Origin of the sequence: Sinomicrobium pectinilyticum, from assembly GCF_003725735.1 — a bacterium.
GTDB classification, from domain to species: Bacteria; Bacteroidota; Bacteroidia; order Flavobacteriales; family Flavobacteriaceae; genus Sinomicrobium; species Sinomicrobium pectinilyticum.
In genome coordinates this window covers 12,954-30,210 of sequence record NZ_RJTM01000099.1, presented here as the reverse complement: position 1 = coordinate 30,210, position 17,257 = coordinate 12,954, and the positions used below count along the sequence as shown (strand labels likewise).

The 17,257-nt window shown below is 43.6% G+C and carries 21 protein-coding genes; 14 read left to right on the top strand and 7 right to left on the bottom strand.

Translation table 11 applies throughout. The annotated features are described in order from the left end of the window. Positions 1-2 precede the first annotated feature (2 nt). From ED312_RS14195 to ED312_RS14185, 3 genes are all read right to left on the bottom strand, one after another. Complete coding sequence (locus ED312_RS14195; RefSeq protein WP_240643112.1) at positions 3-554, bottom strand: RNA polymerase sigma factor; 552 nt, start codon at positions 552-554, stop codon at positions 3-5. Positions 555-594: 40 nt separating this feature from the next. Continuing rightward, on the bottom strand, positions 595-1,305 hold the full coding sequence (locus ED312_RS14190) for a helix-turn-helix domain-containing protein (protein WP_123216679.1): 711 nt from the start codon (positions 1,303-1,305) through the stop codon (positions 595-597). A 452-nt stretch (positions 1,306-1,757) separates the two neighbouring features. Further along, on the bottom strand, positions 1,758-2,417 hold the full coding sequence (locus ED312_RS14185; RefSeq protein WP_170164520.1) for a response regulator: 660 nt from the start codon (positions 2,415-2,417) through the stop codon (positions 1,758-1,760). A 408-nt stretch (positions 2,418-2,825) separates the two neighbouring features. Here ED312_RS14185 and porN point away from each other — a divergent pair, with 408 nt between their 5' ends. Beyond that, entirely contained in the window at positions 2,826-3,728 is a 903-nt protein-coding gene (porN, locus tag ED312_RS14180) for a type IX secretion system ring subunit PorN/GldN (RefSeq protein ID WP_123216677.1), read from the top strand. Between the two features lie 91 nt (positions 3,729-3,819). After that, the gene (locus tag ED312_RS14175; protein ID WP_123216676.1) at positions 3,820-4,875 is read left to right on the top strand and encodes an NAD(P)/FAD-dependent oxidoreductase; all 1,056 of its coding nucleotides are present in this window, start codon (positions 3,820-3,822) and stop codon (positions 4,873-4,875) included. 19 nt (positions 4,876-4,894) lie between these two features. On the opposite strand, the gene ED312_RS14170 is transcribed toward ED312_RS14175, so the two are convergent. Beyond that, on the bottom strand, positions 4,895-5,311 hold the full coding sequence (locus ED312_RS14170; protein WP_123216675.1) for a DUF983 domain-containing protein: 417 nt from the start codon (positions 5,309-5,311) through the stop codon (positions 4,895-4,897). A gap of 237 nt (positions 5,312-5,548) precedes the next feature. Here ED312_RS14170 and abc-f point away from each other — a divergent pair, with 237 nt between their 5' ends. The 9 genes from abc-f to ED312_RS14120 all read left to right on the top strand — a co-directional run bounded on the left by abc-f (position 5,549) and on the right by ED312_RS14120 (position 12,934). Beyond that, entirely contained in the window at positions 5,549-7,462 is a 1,914-nt protein-coding gene (gene abc-f / locus ED312_RS14160) for a ribosomal protection-like ABC-F family protein (protein ID WP_123216673.1), read from the top strand. Between the two features lie 154 nt (positions 7,463-7,616). Further along, a complete protein-coding gene (cyoE, locus tag ED312_RS14155) occupies positions 7,617-8,528 on the top strand; it encodes a heme o synthase (RefSeq protein WP_123216672.1) in 912 nt (303 codons plus the stop codon). Between the two features lie 58 nt (positions 8,529-8,586). Further along, positions 8,587-9,168 carry a cytochrome c oxidase subunit 3 gene (locus tag ED312_RS14150; protein ID WP_123216671.1) on the top strand — a complete coding sequence of 194 codons (582 nt, stop codon included), beginning with the start codon at positions 8,587-8,589 and terminating at the stop codon, positions 9,166-9,168. A gap of 50 nt (positions 9,169-9,218) precedes the next feature. Beyond that, positions 9,219-10,193, top strand: a complete 975-nt coding sequence (locus tag ED312_RS14145; protein WP_123216670.1) for a cytochrome c oxidase subunit 3 — start codon at positions 9,219-9,221, stop codon at positions 10,191-10,193. Positions 10,194-10,252: 59 nt separating this feature from the next. Continuing rightward, on the top strand, positions 10,253-10,600 hold the full coding sequence (locus tag ED312_RS14140) for a cytochrome C oxidase subunit IV family protein (RefSeq protein ID WP_123216669.1): 348 nt from the start codon (positions 10,253-10,255) through the stop codon (positions 10,598-10,600). 124 nt (positions 10,601-10,724) lie between these two features. Next, positions 10,725-11,396, top strand: coding sequence for a hypothetical protein (locus tag ED312_RS14135; protein WP_123216726.1), 672 nt, complete (start codon positions 10,725-10,727; stop codon positions 11,394-11,396). 44 nt (positions 11,397-11,440) lie between these two features. Next, positions 11,441-12,145 (top strand): SCO family protein, encoded by a 705-nt coding sequence (locus ED312_RS14130; protein ID WP_123216668.1) that lies wholly within the window; start codon positions 11,441-11,443, stop codon positions 12,143-12,145. Continuing rightward, positions 12,142-12,672, top strand: coding sequence for a DUF420 domain-containing protein (locus ED312_RS14125; RefSeq protein ID WP_123216667.1), 531 nt, complete (start codon positions 12,142-12,144; stop codon positions 12,670-12,672). Before ED312_RS14130 ends, ED312_RS14125 begins: the two co-directional genes overlap by 4 nt. 94 nt (positions 12,673-12,766) lie before the next feature. Continuing rightward, a complete protein-coding gene (locus ED312_RS14120) occupies positions 12,767-12,934 on the top strand; it encodes a hypothetical protein (RefSeq protein WP_317125684.1) in 168 nt (55 codons plus the stop codon). A 106-nt stretch (positions 12,935-13,040) separates the two neighbouring features. Here ED312_RS14120 and ED312_RS14115 read toward each other — a convergent pair whose 3' ends face one another. Continuing rightward, positions 13,041-13,451: a BrxA/BrxB family bacilliredoxin gene (locus ED312_RS14115; protein WP_123216665.1), complete on the bottom strand. Its 411-nt coding sequence runs from the start codon at positions 13,449-13,451 to the stop codon at positions 13,041-13,043. A 218-nt stretch (positions 13,452-13,669) separates the two neighbouring features. On the opposite strand from ED312_RS14115, the gene ED312_RS14110 reads away from it, so the two are divergent. Genes ED312_RS14110 through ED312_RS14100 form a run of 3 tightly spaced genes read left to right on the top strand, consistent with a single transcriptional unit; the run spans position 13,670 to position 16,335 of the window. After that, positions 13,670-14,251 carry a HupE/UreJ family protein gene (locus ED312_RS14110; protein WP_123216664.1) on the top strand — a complete coding sequence of 194 codons (582 nt, stop codon included), beginning with the start codon at positions 13,670-13,672 and terminating at the stop codon, positions 14,249-14,251. A 1-nt stretch (position 14,252) separates the two neighbouring features. Continuing rightward, positions 14,253-14,684, top strand: a complete 432-nt coding sequence (locus tag ED312_RS14105; RefSeq protein WP_123216663.1) for a deoxycytidylate deaminase — start codon at positions 14,253-14,255, stop codon at positions 14,682-14,684. Between the two features lies 1 nt (position 14,685). Then, on the top strand, positions 14,686-16,335 hold the full coding sequence (locus tag ED312_RS14100; RefSeq protein WP_123216662.1) for a S41 family peptidase: 1,650 nt from the start codon (positions 14,686-14,688) through the stop codon (positions 16,333-16,335). Positions 16,336-16,340: 5 nt separating this feature from the next. Here ED312_RS14100 and ED312_RS14095 read toward each other — a convergent pair whose 3' ends face one another. Both ED312_RS14095 and ED312_RS14090 read right to left on the bottom strand, forming a co-directional pair. Next, entirely contained in the window at positions 16,341-16,943 is a 603-nt protein-coding gene (locus ED312_RS14095; protein ID WP_123216661.1) for an FAD-dependent oxidoreductase, read from the bottom strand. Further along, the gene (locus ED312_RS14090; protein ID WP_123216660.1) at positions 16,943-17,146 is read right to left on the bottom strand and encodes a hypothetical protein; all 204 of its coding nucleotides are present in this window, start codon (positions 17,144-17,146) and stop codon (positions 16,943-16,945) included. The genes ED312_RS14095 and ED312_RS14090 overlap by 1 nt, the downstream gene beginning before the upstream one ends. Positions 17,147-17,257: the final 111 nt, after the last annotated feature.

The window sequence follows — 17,257 nt, the reverse complement described above, 5'->3', positions numbered from 1 at the left end:
GGTTATATGGAAATATTGTTTCTTTTGGCAATCTTTCGGAGGTTCGTAAGGGCGTAGCGCATCCTTCCCAGCGAAGTGTTGATATTCACACCCATCTCTTCTGATATTTCCTTAAAGGTCATATCCCTGTATATACGCATGATAATGACATCTTGCTGGTCCGGCGGAAGTTCTTCTATCAGCCTTTTTACCCGGGTTTCGGTTTGTTGTTTGATGAGGTATTTTTCCGCATCAAGTGATCCGTCCTCTATGCCGGACAGAAAACTGAAATCCTCGAAATGCCTGAAAATACGCTTTCTCTGGTTTTGCCTGAAATGATCGATAATGAGGTTATGCGCAATACGCATAACCCACGACAGGAATTTCCCTTCCTCGCTATAGTCTCCTTTTTTTAAAGTTTTAACCACTTTTATAAAGGTGTCCTGGAAAATGTCTTCGGTAATATTCTTATCAAGGACTTTAGAGAAAATAAAGTTGTATATTTTCTGAGAATGCCGGGTTATAAATGTTTCAATGATCTTATCGTTTTCAGATAGTACGCTTTTTACTTCCATGCTGGGGCAATTTTCTGTCATCAGGGGGTCACAATAATTATTAATGGTCTCTTTTTACGATATCAAGGGACAAGGTGCTGGTTACCCGCCATGCCTCGGTAATCTCTTCTACAGGCATAACAATATTGTTGGAAAAATTTTCATTGTCGTTCAGGAGGTTCAGTATATACGGGTTACCAGCGTCTTTCATCACCCGGTTAATGTGAATTCCGCGAAGTTTACTCACGAGTATGCACACGGTATTGTCCTCTATCTGGTTGCGGTCATTGATCTTTTCTCCGATGACAAAAGCACCTTCCTTCAAAGTGGGGGCCATGGATACCCCGGCCATTTGAAAAGCCCTCGTATCGGGATTTGTAAAAGAAAACGGGAGACAGCATTTGGGCATCTTGTCAAGAAATTCCTCTTTCTGGTAATTGGATACATACTGGTAATGTGCCTCGATAGGAACGGCCAGGATACTGTTCGACGATCTGTTCCTGGTGTATTCTGTAGAAAACAGGGCATTCAGGTCTATGTCCAGCATGTTACATATGGAAATGATGAGTTCGTAGTCCAGGCTGTTTCTCCTTTTCCATGTAGATATGGTATTGGGTTTTACATCCAGTACCCGGGATAGTTCGATATTGGTTTGTATCCCAAGATGATTTTTTAGTTTTTTCAGTAGAAGTGTTACATCTACGTTGTAATCCCTCTTCAGGGTAATTGCGGGATTACACTCATTGATTGTTTCGATAGTATTAAATTTCATAATTAAGAATTTTTCGGTGTTCCATGTGTGTTAATGGTTTTATTACAAGTCCTGAAAACCACTCCGTTGGCAAGGCGAACGTTACCCTGCTGGGACATCCCAGATCCGGGCAACTTGAAACGGGCAGTGCACAAACCGAATGGAGTGGTTTTTTATGGTTCAGAACTTTTTATTCGGGGAAACATTAAGCTGTGATCCCTTATGTTCAAAAATATGGAGTAGGGGTGTGTTTCCGGCCTGGAAACGTATAGTATTTGTTCGTTCCGGATGTAGAACTTGTTCTAATGAAGAATAGGAAATGCCGTGCGGAAAACTGGTTTTTGGATGGCAAAATGCCCCTATTTATAAAAATGTGGCGCATAAAGAGCAGCGAATGCTTCAAAATGCGCCACAGGTCGTTATGGCAATAACGAGATGCAGGAATTGAATCGGAATTTCACCCGGTGCTTTTGTCAGATAGCAAAAACAGGGGCGTCATAATGGTTGAAGATCTCGATAAGTTCCGTGACATTGCTGATGTCCAGCTTTTTGAATATCCGCATTTTGTGCGTGCTCACGGTAGATTTCTTCAGGTCCAGGATGTTTACGATCTCAAGGTTGCCGTTTCCCTTAGCAATAAGTCTGGCAATTTCGAGTTCCCGGTTTGACAGGCTGTTTAACGGATTCTTCAGTGGTTTCCCGTGTTGCAGGGAGGACTCCTGTAAAAAATGTTTGGTGACCGACCGGCTTACATAGGTGTCGCCATTAATTACCTCGGTTATCGCTTCTTCGATCTCTTCTTTGGAACTGTGCTTGTGCAGGTATCCGTTAGCGCCGGCATGAATAAACCTCATGGCGTACCTTTTTTCGCTGAGGGCGGAAAACATCAGGATTTTTACGTCTGGGGATATCGAACGAATGACACTGATCATTTCTGTTCCTATGCCATTGGGGATGTCAATGTCCAGGATAATCAATTCAAAATATTCCTTTTTCAGAATATCGATGGTCTGCGAAAAATCTTCAATAGAGGTAATTTTTGCGTCGGGAAGAAAATCCTCAATTATCCGGGCGATAGCAAACTGTATGACAATATGGTCGTCAACTAGTAAAATGGGGTATTTTTCACTCATGGATACATCGTTTTGGTTTAACATTATGGGGTTATCTGTCTATACGTTACGAAAGGCGATCCACTATTTTCAATGCCAATATAGTAATTTTTTAATTATAGCATGCTGCCAGGTAAAGAATTAGAAAAATCTGCCGAACATAGCTTTTAAATCTCTTTTTGAGATTATTTTTGCATGTCGTATATTTCGAAGTGAAAATATTTTCCGGATTAAAGAACATTATGCACAATAATATTTATTTTGCGGAGTTAATGTTCGTAAATAGTGTATAGTTCTACATTCTGTAAAGAGGGTGATTGAGAAATTTTTTTGATGTAAATACTTGTAAGTTAAGTTGTTGAGGTCAAAATGTTAAATTTTGAATACTCTGGTTACAGATATGGTAATAAACTAAAAAATAATAAACTTATGTTTTGGAGGGGTGTTTTATCTATAGTTGTGATGGTACTGACTGTCTGGAATACAAGTGGACAGGCTAATATTCTCAACGCTAAAAGGCCCGAGGATATAGGGAAAAAAACCGAAGCTCAAGCAAAGGCAGGACCGGATGTTCCGTTGGAATACGGTTATGTGGAAGACCGGGATATTCTGTGGTCCAAGATGGTTTGGGAGGTGATTGACCTTAATGAGCGGGTTAATTTTCCGCTGTATTATCCTATTGACGGTACCGGAGGGCATACCGGCAGGCAATCGCTTTATGATGTGCTGGTGACCAATATTAAGAACGGAAAGATAAAAGATATATATTCCGATTCCTATTTTTCCGAAAACAGAAATTTCGGTGAGCTTGAAGCTACGTTGTCCAAGGTGGATACCACCGACCTCGGTTACGAGCAGGTCAACGCCGGAGAGCAGGTTTCGGAAATGTATATTGACAGACGCGACCTGAGCTCTGCCGATATTGTAGAGTACCATATTAAAGGTATGTGGTATTTTGACAAACGCCAGGGAGAATTGAAATATCGTTTGCTGGGAATAGCACCGGTAGCCCCCGATGTCAATTTCATGGATGAAGGGATAGACGATGGCTCGAATCTTGTTGAGCTGTTTTGGGTATGGTATCCGGGAGCAAGGCAGGTGCTTCACGAAGCTAAGGCTTTTAATGCGACCAGCTCCGGTGTTCCCATTTCCTTCGACCATTTGCTTAATGCCAGGAGGTTCAATGCTGTAATATATAAAGAAGAAAACGTATATGGAGACCGCGAGATCCGTGACTATATTCCGGATAACGCCATGTTCCAGCTCATGGAAGCCCAGCGGATCCAGGAGGAGATAAGGAATTTTGAACAGGATGTCTGGAAAAATGAGTAAACTTAACCCTTATTCATAATTCGGATGTGAAAAAAATCCGAAAATCCCTGTAAAACGCCTGCACAGTCCGGGCGTTTTATATTTTTGTGCTATGACAACAGATTATATTATTGTAGGGCTCGGGCTGGCCGGGATATCCTTTTGTGAACAACTCCGGGATCACAATAAGGATTTTGTGGTATTTGACGGAGGCTCTCAACAATCTTCTGCAGTTGCCGGAGGTGTTTACAACCCTGTGGTACTGAAGCGTTTTACCGCGGCGTGGAGATCGGAAGAGCAACTGGGTGTAGCTATGCCTCTCTACCGGAAACTGGAAAAAAGGCTTTCCCGTAAATTGGTCTACCCGATGCCGGTGTACCGTAAGTTTGCTTCTGTAGAAGAGCAGAACCTGTGGTTTGAAGCTGCCGATAAACCGGCATTATCTCCTTTTCTCTCCCCACGGATAATATATAATGACAACCCCCGTATACACGCACCTCATGGTTTTGGTGAAGTGTGGCATACGGGAAGAATAGGAGTAAAGGAACTTCAGGAAGAATATGCCGCCGACCTGCTGATGCGGCATAGGCTACAAAAAGAAACCCTGGATTACAATGCCTTGGAATTCACCAAAAATGGCGTGCGGTATAAGGAGATTATGGCAAAACACATAGTGTTTGCAGAAGGTTTCGGAATGATGTCTAATCCGTTTTTTAACTATCTGCCGTTACGCGGGGCAAAAGGAGAATTGCTTACCATAAAAGCACCTGGCCTGCATACGGATGTCATACTGAAATCATCCGTTTTCCTGATTCCTCTGGGCGGAGATCTTTACAAAGTAGGGGCAACCTATAACTGGCAGGATAAGACCAATGTAACAACTTCCAGGGCAAAGGAAGAATTGTCCGCTAAACTTAAAGCTGTTCTGGACTGTGAATACGAAATTACCGGACAGGAAGCCGGAATACGGCCTACTGTTACCGACCGGAGGCCTATGACAGGGCGGCACCCCCGTTATGAAAATGTGTATATACTGAATGGTCTCGGTACTCGTGGCACATTAACCGGTCCGTATGTTGCCGGGCAGTTATATCGTTTCATAGAAGAAGGGATGTCATTGGACAGGGAGATCGATATAGAACGATTCCGGGCAAAATATCCCGCGTAATGGTATAACAATAACCGTTTTAGGGATTGTTTCCCACACCCCCGGAAGCCTTTGGTTGTTTCCCAGCTGAAGGATCGTATTTAATGAAGAAATTGATCCAGATATTTCTGGACAATCGCATGATCACAGGCATAAATACAATGAGTGTCCCCATGATGGCAAAGAAGGCTGTCTTCAGCCCGGTGCCGATCAATAAAAAGGAAATGACAAACGCTGCTACCGCAAAGGCGGTTCCCACGGCATAACTGACATACATGGCGCCGTAAAAAAAGGAGGGCTCTATCTTGTACCGGGTGCCGCAATGCGAGCACTTTTCATTCATTTTTAGCGTTTTGTAAGGATTGTATAGGTTTTTGTCGGCATACATGCTCTCCTGTTGGCATTTCGGACAGCTTCCGGTTAAAATACTGTACAGGCGGGTTCCTCTTTTAAACATTCGGAAATTGATTTACAGAAATTGCATCAAAATTACTAAATATTAGGTTAATAATGGAAGCTGTCATATCCTTAAACTTCGCAGGCCCGAAAAAAATACGTTTATTTGCACCGGTTTTTGGATGATGAGGTAGAAACAACGGGTTTTTACATCTCCCATACCGGGTTTCGGCAATGAACGGGACTTGCATTTCAGAACGGCAAAACAAAAAAAAACAGGAACCGGAAATAACAGATCATGCTCAATATTCATAATTTATCGATTTCCTTCGGGGGAGAGTTTCTTTTTGAAGAAGTATCTTTTCGTCTGAACCCCGGCGACAGGGTGGGGCTTATAGGAAAGAACGGCGCGGGAAAATCTACAATGTTAAAATTGCTGTCCGGTGAAATGCAGCCGGATACGGGCGTTATAGCTTTCGATAAGGATGTGTGTGTCGGTTTTCTGAAGCAGGATATAGATTTTGTACAGGGGCGTACAGTCCTGGAAGAGGCCTACCAGGCTTTTGAAGAGATCAAGGCCCTGGAAATGCAGCTGGATGATGTAAACCGGAAACTGGCTGAAAGAACGGATTATGAGAGCGAAGCCTATCATCAGTTAATGGTAGACCTCAGCGATATTACACACCGCTACGAAATCCTGGGTGGATACAATTATCAGGGAGAAACAGAAAAAGTGTTACAGGGGCTTGGCTTTAAAAGAGAAGATTTCGAAAAGCTTACCGATACTTTTTCCGGTGGATGGCGAATGCGTATAGAACTGGCCAAGTTGTTGCTCCAGAACAACGATGTGCTCCTGCTCGATGAGCCGACAAACCACCTCGATATAGAGTCCATAATCTGGCTTGAACAATTTTTGCAGCGCTATCCGGGTGCCGTGGTTATCGTGTCGCACGATAAAATGTTCCTGGATAATGTAACCAACAGGACCATAGAAATATCTCTGGGTAAAATATATGATTATAGTAAACCTTATTCCGAGTACCTCGTACTTCGCGATGAAATAAGGGAACAGCAACTCAATGCCAGGAAGAACCAGGATAAGCAGATACAACAGGCAGAACGACTGATAGAAAAGTTTCGTGCCAAGGCCACAAAGGCATCTATGGCACAATCCCTCATGAAGAAGCTCGACAAGATTGAGCGTGTAGAGGTAGATGAAGAGGATAATAGTGTGATGCACATTAAATTTCCCATTTCCATACAGCCCGGGAAAGTTGTTGTAGAAGCGGAGGAAGTCGGTAAGAATTACGGAGAAAAGGAAGTGCTCAAAGGCATTGATCTCCTTGTGGAACGCGGAAGTAAAATAGCTTTTGTGGGCCAGAACGGACAGGGAAAAACCACCTTGGCAAAGATCATCGTGGGAGAATTGGCACATAAAGGGAACGTGAAACTGGGACATAACGTACAATTGGGATATTTTGCACAGAATCAGGCGGAGTACCTCGACGGGGAAAAAACAGTGCTCGGGCTTATGGAAGATTCTGCAAACGACACCAACCGCAGCAAAGTAAGGGATATGCTCGGAGCCTTTTTGTTCCGGGGAGATGATGTGGATAAAAAGATAAAAGTGCTTTCCGGAGGAGAACGAAACCGTCTGGCGCTTTGCAAAATGTTGCTGGACCCTTTTAACGTGCTGGTTATGGATGAACCAACGAACCACCTCGACATAAAGTCCAAAAACGTACTTAAGCAGGCTTTACAGAATTTCGAGGGGACCCTTTTGCTGGTATCGCACGACAGGGATTTTCTCCAGGGACTTACCGATAAAGTATTTGAGTTTAAGGAAGGAAAGATAAAAGAATATCTCGGAGATATTAACTTTTTCCTGGAGCAGCGTAATGTAGCCGATTTCCGGGCTGTGGAAAAGGCTGCGGTCAAAAAACAGGAAAAGAAAGAAGAAAAACAAAAAGATACAGGGCTTTCCTATGAAGAGCAGAAGAAGCAGAAATCCCTGAAGAACCGGCTGGGAAAAGTAGAATCGCGGATCACCCGGCTGGAGAAAGAAATAAAGGAAACCGATGCAAGACTTGCGGCAGATTATGATGCATTGGTTAATAACAAAGTATTTTTCAGGGAATACGAAGATAAGAAGCGCGAGCTGGCCGATCTTACGGCGGAGTGGGAAGAGCTAATGGTAACCCTGGATGAATAGTGCCGGTGCGGAAATGGTGTTTTTGTACCGGAAACGGTTTTGAAGGAGGAACAAAACTTTAACTTTTACAGGGTACAGGCATTCTAAAATACTACTGTTCAAAGTTCCTAATTTATAATTTAAACGGTATCTTTGCACCCGATTATCCGAAAAGATGAAGACGGCTTTACGAACTACTACAAAGACAGGAACGTTTGCACAGGCTTTGGAAGACTTTAAGCAGATTACCAAAGTAGGCCTGGCCGTTAGTGTGGTATTCTCTTCTGTTGCCGGTTATTTCCTCGGCGCCGAAACCATAGATTACAAGGTATTGTTATTGCTCATGATAGGAGGGTATTTTATGGTAGGCGCGTCCAATGCCTATAACCAGATCATAGAGCGCGACCTGGATGCCTTGATGAAGCGCACCATGAACAGGCCTGTCCCATCGGGAAGGATGTCCGTGAATACGGCATTTATAATAGCCACGGTCTGTGCCGTTCTCGGCATAGTGATCCTGTATATGGTGAACCCTAAAACAGCCATGTTCGGGGCTATATCCATTTTTTTATATACCAGTGTATATACCCCTTTAAAGACCAAAACACCTTTGTCCGTATTTGTGGGGGCATTTCCGGGTGCTATTCCGTTTATGCTGGGATGGGTGGCGGCTACAAATACTTTCGGTATAGAACCGGGAACCCTGTTTATGATACAGTTTTTCTGGCAGTTTCCCCACTTCTGGGCTATAGGCTGGCTTTTATATGACGATTACAAGAAAGCGGGGTATTACATGCTGCCTACAGGTAAAAAAGACAGTGCTACCGCATTACAGGTGATTATGTACACGATATGGATGATTATCGTTTCGGTTTTCCCGGTGACAGGGCTGACCGGCAGGCTGCACCTGTCTGTGACAGGGGCGGTAATTGTGGCCCTGCTGGGTGTGGGCATGTTATATTTCGCCATCCGGTTGTATCATGAAAAAGACAATGCGGCCGCCAGAAAGCTTATGCTGGCCAGTGTTGCATATATCACTTTTGTACAGATAGTATATGTCGCCGATAAATTTATTGGAGGATATTAGAATAAAATAGAAGGAAAGACCGGGCATGTCCCGATGAGATAATTGCGAAGCGTTACGTATGGATTTGACACAGGGAACTTTTGAGGAAAAGAATGTCAGGGCGAAGAAAATGATGCTCTGGTTTGGTATGGTTAGCATACTGATGACCTTTGCAGGTCTTACCAGTGCCTATGTAGTGAGCAAGACCCGTCCGGACTGGTTACAGGATTTTGAATTGCCGTCCGCATTTTATATCAGCACGTTATTTATTATTGCCAGCAGTGTTACCTTTCACCTGGCAAAAAAGGCTATTACAGGATCGCGCCGGGGTATGGGGACGCTTATGTTGCTCATCACCCTGGTTCTGGGAATAGCGTTTATTGTGTCCCAGTTTTCGGGATTTTCACAGATAATAGAAGAAGGGTATTACTTTACAGGAAGCGAGAGTAGTATAACCACCTCATTTCTTTATGCGATTACCATAGCGCATATAGCTCATGTTGTGGCTGGTATCATAGTGCTTTTGGTTGTAATTTATAATCATTTTAAAGAAAAGTATGGCCCGGGTCAAACCCTTGGTTTAGAATTGGGTGTGACTTTCTGGCATTTCCTGGATTTTCTGTGGGTATACCTCATTTTATTTTTCTATTTCTTTAGATAAGAAAAAAGCGTAAATTTGGGCAGTTTTTAAAAAGATATATGTATTAGTGTATGGAAGCTACTGTTACAACAGCTACGGAAGAGAAGGTTTGGGGAGGAGGCAATGAGCCACTCAACGCCAGTTATGGCAAGATGATGATGTGGTTCTTTATCGTATCCGATGCCTTGACATTCTCCGGATTTCTGGCCGCATATGGTTTTTCGAGGTTTAAGTTTATAGAATCCTGGCCTATTGCGGATGAAGTGTTTACACACTTTCCGTTCCTGCACGGTGTAGACGCCCCTATGTACTATGTGGCGTTGATGACCTTTATCCTTATCTTTTCATCCGTGACCATGGTGCTTGCTGTGGATGCCGGGCACCAGCTGAAAAAGACCAAGGTGGCGTGGTATATGTTGCTGACTATTGTAGGTGGTATCATATTCCTCGGTTCGCAGGCATGGGAGTGGAAAAACTTTATTGCCGGTGAATATGGCGCTTTGGAAACCAGAGGAGGCAGGATACTGCAGTTTGTGGATGCCAATACCGGTAAACGCGTAGCTCTTCACGATTTTGCTATACCTACGGGAGCGTCTGATCAGGAAATGAATGTCAGCGGACTTTCTGCCAAGGAAGAAGGTGGCGAGGCGATATATACCATACAGGATGTAGTGGATGGGTTTAGTGCTCATTCCAATATTGTCATAAGAACAGAAACACTTAACGAAGAAGGGCATAAAACCGTACTTAGCAGAGCGGAATCCGAAGATAAAATTAAGAGTGCCGTTCTGGTTGTAGAGGGTGCTAACCTGGAGAGGAATGAATACGGGAACAGGTTGTTTGCAGACTTTTTCTTCTTTATTACCGGCTTCCACGGATTTCACGTATTTTCCGGGGTAGCTATTAACGTTATTATCTTCTTTAATGTTATACTCGGTACATATGAGAAGAGAAAGAGTTATGAGATGGTAGAAAAAGTAGGGTTGTACTGGCACTTTGTAGACCTTGTCTGGGTGTTCGTGTTCACCTTCTTCTATCTGGTATAAATAAAAGGATAATAAACAGAAGTCTCAAAAAAGGGATTCAGATAACATATAATTCGAAAATGGCACACGCACACGTATCTAATGTAAAGAGAATATGGACGGTATTTGTCATCTTGTCCGTAGTAACCATAGTAGAGGTAGCTCTCGGTATTGTAAGGCCGGAGTGGTCTATGGCTCATATTATCGGGATGAAAATCCTCAACTGGATATTTATTATCCTTACCATAGTCAAAGCGTATTATATTGCCTGGGCCTTCATGCACCTCGAAGGAGAAAAAGGAGCCTTCAGGTGGTCTATCGTTTTGCCGCTTCTGGTTCTGGTTCCCTATCTGGCATTTATATTGCTTACGGAGGGGAGTTACGTACACGATGTGCTTAGTGATGGCTTTGTAAGCTGGGATTTCTAAACCATATTTAACAATATTAAGAAGGCGGTTTTAAACCGTCTTTTTTATTTTTGTAGCACCTTTTAGGTAGTCTCTGGAAAGAGGGAGATGTTATGCTTGACAGGTTCTTTAATTGATGTTACTGATGAAAAAATATATAGTTCTCGGCGTATTGTTTATCCTTCCTATTATAGCATATCTGTTTTTTGCTTCCGGGGTAAATAATTTCGTGAAATTACCGGTGCTGACGGAGGGTGTCGAAGAAGTATCGGATTTTCATTCTTTGAATGGCGATACAGTACGGCTGAAAGGAAAAATAACAGTACTTGGTTTTCTGGGAAAACATCCGGAAAAGATGAAAGGCAATGCTTTTAATATCAATCAGAAGATATACAAGAGATTCTATAAGTTTTCCGATTTCCAGTTCGTGATGATTCTTCCCGAAGGTATGCAAAAAGAAGCGGAAGAGTTAAAAAGAGAATTATCCCCTCTTACCGACATGGTGAACTGGAAGTTCCTCTTTGGAAAAGACAGAGATATAGAAGAGCTTTTTCACAGTCTGCAGAGCAATGCCGCCCTGGATGAGGATATGAGTACCCCGCTCGTGTTCATTGTGGATCGTGAACGTAATCTTAGGGGCAGAAAAAAAGATGAAGATTCCGGACGTGTCCTTTATGGCTTTGATGCTACTTCGGTGGCTGAGCTCAATGATAAGATGATAGACGACATAAAAATATTGCTTGCGGAATACCGTCTGGAGTTGAAGAAAAACAACACCACCAATAAACGGAATTCCTATCTCAAGAAATTAAAATAACCATTAATAAAGCCTGTTATGTTTAATAGAAAAAGCGAGGTTCAATGAAAGGTAATTATACATACGTTTGGGTTTCTCTTGTCATTCTTGTATTCGGTATTATTTTTATCCCCAGGATAATAGACCGCGTGAAAGATGGCAATGTGGTAGATGGCGACCGGCATAAGATAGGTAAGGAGCACAAAGGTGCCGGGGCGGAAGAACTGGTTATCGTAGGAGAGGTTCCGCCTTTTGCCTTTACAGATCAGAACAATAAAAAAATAACCAATAACGACTATAAGGGAAAGGTATATCTCATCGAGTTTTTCTTCACTACCTGCCCTACGATCTGTCCTGTAATGAATAAGAATATGGTAAAGATACAGGATGCGTTCAGGGATAATCCGAAATTCGGAATAGCCTCTATAACCATTAACCCGGAGAATGATACGCCGGAAGTCCTGAAAGCATATGCTGAAAAATATGGAGCCGAACACCCGAACTGGCATTTCCTGACGGGCGACCAGGACGAAATATATCAGCTTGCCAATAATGGCTTTAACTTATACGCAGGAGTGAACCCTGAAGTGGACGGAGGTTTTGAACACTCCGGGATGTTTGCCCTGGTGGATGAAAAGGGAAATATACGTTCCAGGACAGATAAGTTCGGAAACCCGCTGGTTTATTATAACGGACTGGAGCAGGAGGGTATCGACATGCTGAAAGAAGACATAGCCACCCTGCTTGGGCATTTAAATGAGAGTCTATGACAACAACAACCGTAGAAGAAAAGAAGTATAACAAACTTATTCTTGCCTTGTCTATTGCCATACCCGTTGTGGTAGCCGTTCTCTTTGGGGTGAAGATCCCCAATGCGGAGCCGTTGACTTTTTTACCGCCGGTATACGCTACGATAAACGGGCTTACGGCGGTTTTGCTGGTTACGGCAGTTTGGGCTGTTAAAAACGGTAAAACAGTGCTTCACGAGCGTTTGATGAAAACATGTATAGCTTTGTCAGCGGCTTTTCTCGTCATGTATGTTGCTTATCACATGACATCAGATTCCACACCCTATGGAGGGGAAGGGGTAATCAGGTATGTGTACTACTTTATCCTGCTCACTCATATTCTACTTTCCATAATCATTATCCCCTTGGTGTTGATATCCTTCGTAAGGGCACTGGCAAAAAGATTTGACAGACACAGAAAGATTGCACGTGTAACATATCCCATATGGCTGTATGTTGCAGTTACCGGAGTTGTGGTGTACCTGATGATTTCCCCGTATTACGCCTGAGCCGGAGATTGTTTTCTGATAAAGATTATGCTAAAAAACTATAGCTATAAATACTAAATATTACATACTCGTTTTTGTTCTTCTGTGGACAGCATTGCCTGCCGGGGCGCAATGTGCCATGTGCAGGGCCGTACTGGAAAGCGGGGAGGGGCAGGAAGCGGCCAGGGGTATTAATAATGGTATTATATACCTGATGGCCATTCCGTATATCCTCATGGGCGTACTGGGGTATTTCGTGTATCGCAGGTTTCGCAGTAAATAACCGCCTTTTCAAAATCGCCTGATACCGGACCGGAAGTGCCGAAAAAAAGAATGCCCGAAAAGCATGGCTATTCAGGCATTTTCATAACCTTATTTTATACTGATAACTAGCAGTGCTCGTTATATGCCTCGATCAGGTTGTCCGCTATCATTTCCGCGGGACGGCCTTCGATGTGGTGGCGCTCCAGCATGTGTACCAGTTCTCCGTCTTTGAAAAGTGCCATGCTGGGAGAAGAAGGAGGGAAAGGGACCATATGGCCTCTGGCCCTGTCCGTAGCTTCCCGGTCAACACCGGCAAAAACAGTAACGATATGGTCCGGCTTTTTGGTGTTGTTCAAGGACATTTTGGCGCCGGGCCTTGCATTTGCGGCAGCACATCCGCATACCGAGTTCACCACTACCAATGTGGTTCCCGGTTTGGCCAGGGCTGCGTCTACTTCTTCAGGGGTATGTAATTCTTGAAACCCGACATTGGTCAGGTCTTCTTTCATCGGTTTTACTAATTCTTCCGGATACATATTTCTGCTTTTTTTGACTTGTCTACAAAATTACAAATAATTTTGCGGAGAAGCGACGCTTTAACAGTTTGTTTAGCTTTCCTGATCAACACCTTATCCGGAGGCGGGTCAAAAGCCCTTGCGGTTGTGCATTGTTCCGAATTGTTGTTTATTTGCCATGCAGATATATGATTTTTATAAATAAATCGTAAGTTTGGACAACCTCAAAAAATATCTATATGTCACAGTTTTGGCTGTATTTTAAACTGGGGCTCACACATGTCCTGGATATCAATGCGTATGACCATATTCTTTTTCTTGTAGCGTTAACGGTGCCTTATACCTTTAATCACTGGAAGAAGATATTGTGGTTGGTTACGGTGTTTACCATAGGACATACCCTGTCCCTCATTATGTCTACATACGGGCTTATACGGGTAAGTGCTGCATTGGTGGAATTCCTTATCCCGGTAACCATTTTTATTACGGCATTATTCAACATATTTACGGTAAAGCGCTCCGGGATAGAAAAATTCGGCCCCGCATTTTTTGTGACTCTGTTTTTCGGTATTATCCATGGCCTTGGATTTTCATCATATTTTAAAGGTATTATTGCAGGAGAGGAAAATAAACTGTTACCCCTGCTCGAGTTTGCACTGGGGATCGAAGCGGCACAGGTTATTGTGGTGCTTGTAGTGCTTATTGCAGGGTTTATTTTATCTACTGTTTTCAGGTTTAACCGGAGAGACTGGATCCTCGTTATATCGGCCATGGTAATAGGTGTCGTATTGCCGATGCTGATAGAAAATTATCCGTATTGATATGTTAGGGAAAAAACAGGAAAAATACGACAGGGCCTATCTGCGGATGGCGATGGAGTGGAGCAAGTTGTCCTACTGTAAGCGCAGGCAGGTAGGGGCTATAATCGTAAAGGACAGGATGATCATATCTGACGGGTATAACGGAACCCCGACAGGTTTCGAAAATATCTGTGAAGATGATGAAGGGTACACCAAATGGTATGTGCTCCATGCGGAGGCCAATGCCATACTTAAAGTAGCTTCCTCTACCCAGTCGTGTAACGGCGCTACTTTATATATAACCTTGTCTCCTTGCAAAGAATGTAGTAAATTAGTACATCAGGCGGGAATCACCCGGGTGGTCTATCACCAGGCCTATAAAGATGATTCCGGATTACAATTTCTTGCCAAAGCAGGCGTTGAATTAAAACATATACCCAATCTGGAGGAATAATATGAAGGATGAAAAGAAAATATGGCTTCCGTTGCTTATAGCTGTAGCCCTGGCTGCCGGGGTGCTTATTGGCGGGAAGATTAATTTCGAGGATGCTCCCCAGAAACTCTTTTCATCCAATTCCAAAAAGGAAAAGCTCAATCGTCTTATCGATTATATCGATTACGAGTATGTAGATGAGGTCAATACCGACAGTATTGTGGATATTACCGTAAATGAAATACTGGAAAAACTGGACCCGCATTCTGTGTATATTCCCAGGGAAGACCACCAGCGGGTAGCAGAAAACATGCAAGGTGATTTTGTGGGGATCGGGGTAAGTTTTTATATGTATAAAGACACGCTTTCGGTTATACGACCCATAGAGGGAGGTCCCAGTATCAGGGCAGGCATTAAACCGGGAGACCGTATCCTGTACGCGGATAATGATACACTGTTCGGAAAGGATATTCGCAGCAGGGACCTGGTAAACAAGCTCAAAGGGGCTTCCGGTACGCCCGTGCAGGTAAAAGTTTACCGCAGGGACGAAGATTCGTTGCTTACTTTTAATATAAAAAGGGCCAAAGTCCCTATCCGGAGTGTAGATGCCTTTTACATGCTTACCGATACCCTGGGGTATATAAAAATAAACCGTTTTGCCGAAACCACGTATAAAGAATTTAAGGAAGCGCTTAATGTGCTGATGCGGCGCGGCGCCAGAGAACTGGTTCTTGACCTTCGGGACAACCCGGGAGGATATATGGGGGTGGCCGAAGAAATCGCCGATGAATTCCTCGAGGAAGATAAGCTGATATTATTTACCAAGAATAAAAAGGGAGAAGTGCGAAAAACCTTTGCCACTTCCAAGGGAGATTTTGAGGAAGGAAAAGTGTATGTGATCATCAATGAGAAATCCGCTTCCGCCAGTGAAATCATTGCCGGGGCACTCCAGGATAATGATAAAGGGGTGATCGTAGGCAGACGGTCATTCGGAAAAGGACTGGTACAGCGTGAAATGGCCCTGGGAGACGGTTCATCCGTAAGACTGACGGTTTCCCGGTATTATACCCCGACAGGGAGGTCCATACAGCGTTCATACGACAATGGCATAGACGATTATTACAGCAAGTTCTATGAGCGGTACCACAATGGCGAGCTCGCCTCGGCAGATAGTATCCATGTTGATGATTCCCTGAAATTCACAACACCAAAAGGAAAAGTAGTTTACGGTGGCGGCGGAATAATTCCGGATGTGTTTATCCCGCTCGATACCAACCTCGAAGAAGAAGCATTGAACTATATACTTCAGAACGGATTTCTATCCTATTTTGTATTTGAATATCTGGATAAGGACAGGAGCCTGTTCAGTACATACGATGAAGAGAGCTTTTTGAAAAATGTCGTCATAGACGATAAGCTTATCGAGGAATTTGTCAGGTACGGACAGCGCAACAGGGGACTGATAGGAGTTGATTTTTCCCGGATAGATTTCTCCAAATACAAGGATAATCTCAAAAAGCATATCAAAGCGACCATCGCAGAGCAGCTTTACGGAAGCGTGGCGCATATCCGTATTATCAATACGGGAGATAATTCCATATCCAAAGTTCTGGAAATAAGCCGGACAGCGGAAGAAGTGGAAGTGGCCGATTATGCCCGGCCCAAAGATTAAAGTTGTTATATCTTATCGTGTACTTTGGTGTGTTTGCCATTGTTCCAGACAGTGAGGATGTCCGTGGCTACCTGTGCACCACTACCCGCAGCTATCGCAAACTGACTGCGCCACCCGGCCAGGGTTCCGGCCACGTAGATACCTTCTTTTACCAGGTGGTCCGTGTTCTGCAGTTGTTTTCTGTTTTTTTCGGGAGGAGATAACCTGTGCGGGATAAGGTATTCGTTTAATCCTTCTATATCAAAAAGATCAGTATACCCGATAGCAATTACTACAATCCCGGCCCTGTATTCCCCTTTGTTGGTTTTAACGGTGAAGTTTCCGGCCTCTCCTGTTACGGCCATTACTTTTTCGCCTTCTATTTGTGTGACATTGGGATATTTGTCCGTCAGGTGTCGTTTTCCTTCTTTCAGGATTTCCACCCCGGTTGTCCCCGGTGTAATGCCCAGAACATTGTTCAATAAGGCACTTTGCAGGTGCGAGGCCTTTTGGTGTATGATGATTCCGGTTTTTTTGTCCCTGCCGTAGGCTGTGCTCCCGGAAGATCCCAGTACAAGCGCACATTGCATCCCGGCGGCTCCTCCGCCTATGATCATTACATCAAACACTATTTCTTATTGTTGATTTTGTCCTGTATCCTTTTGGAAAGAGTAAAAATAACAAGCAGTAATATGGCGCAGAGTGCCGAAACAATACCGATCATAGCTACAATACTGTCCCCTTCCATAGGGGCGCTGAAGTCTATCAGCGTAATATTATAAGCGATAAGGCCTATGGCAGCAAGGATCAGTATAAGGATAAAATATTTCATAGGTGCTTGTGTTTATCGAGGAAACAAAGGTACAAAGAATTCGGCAACCCCGTTATCGATAAAGATTAAGATATAAGGGGACGGCTATATAATATCGTTCCGGCGGCTACA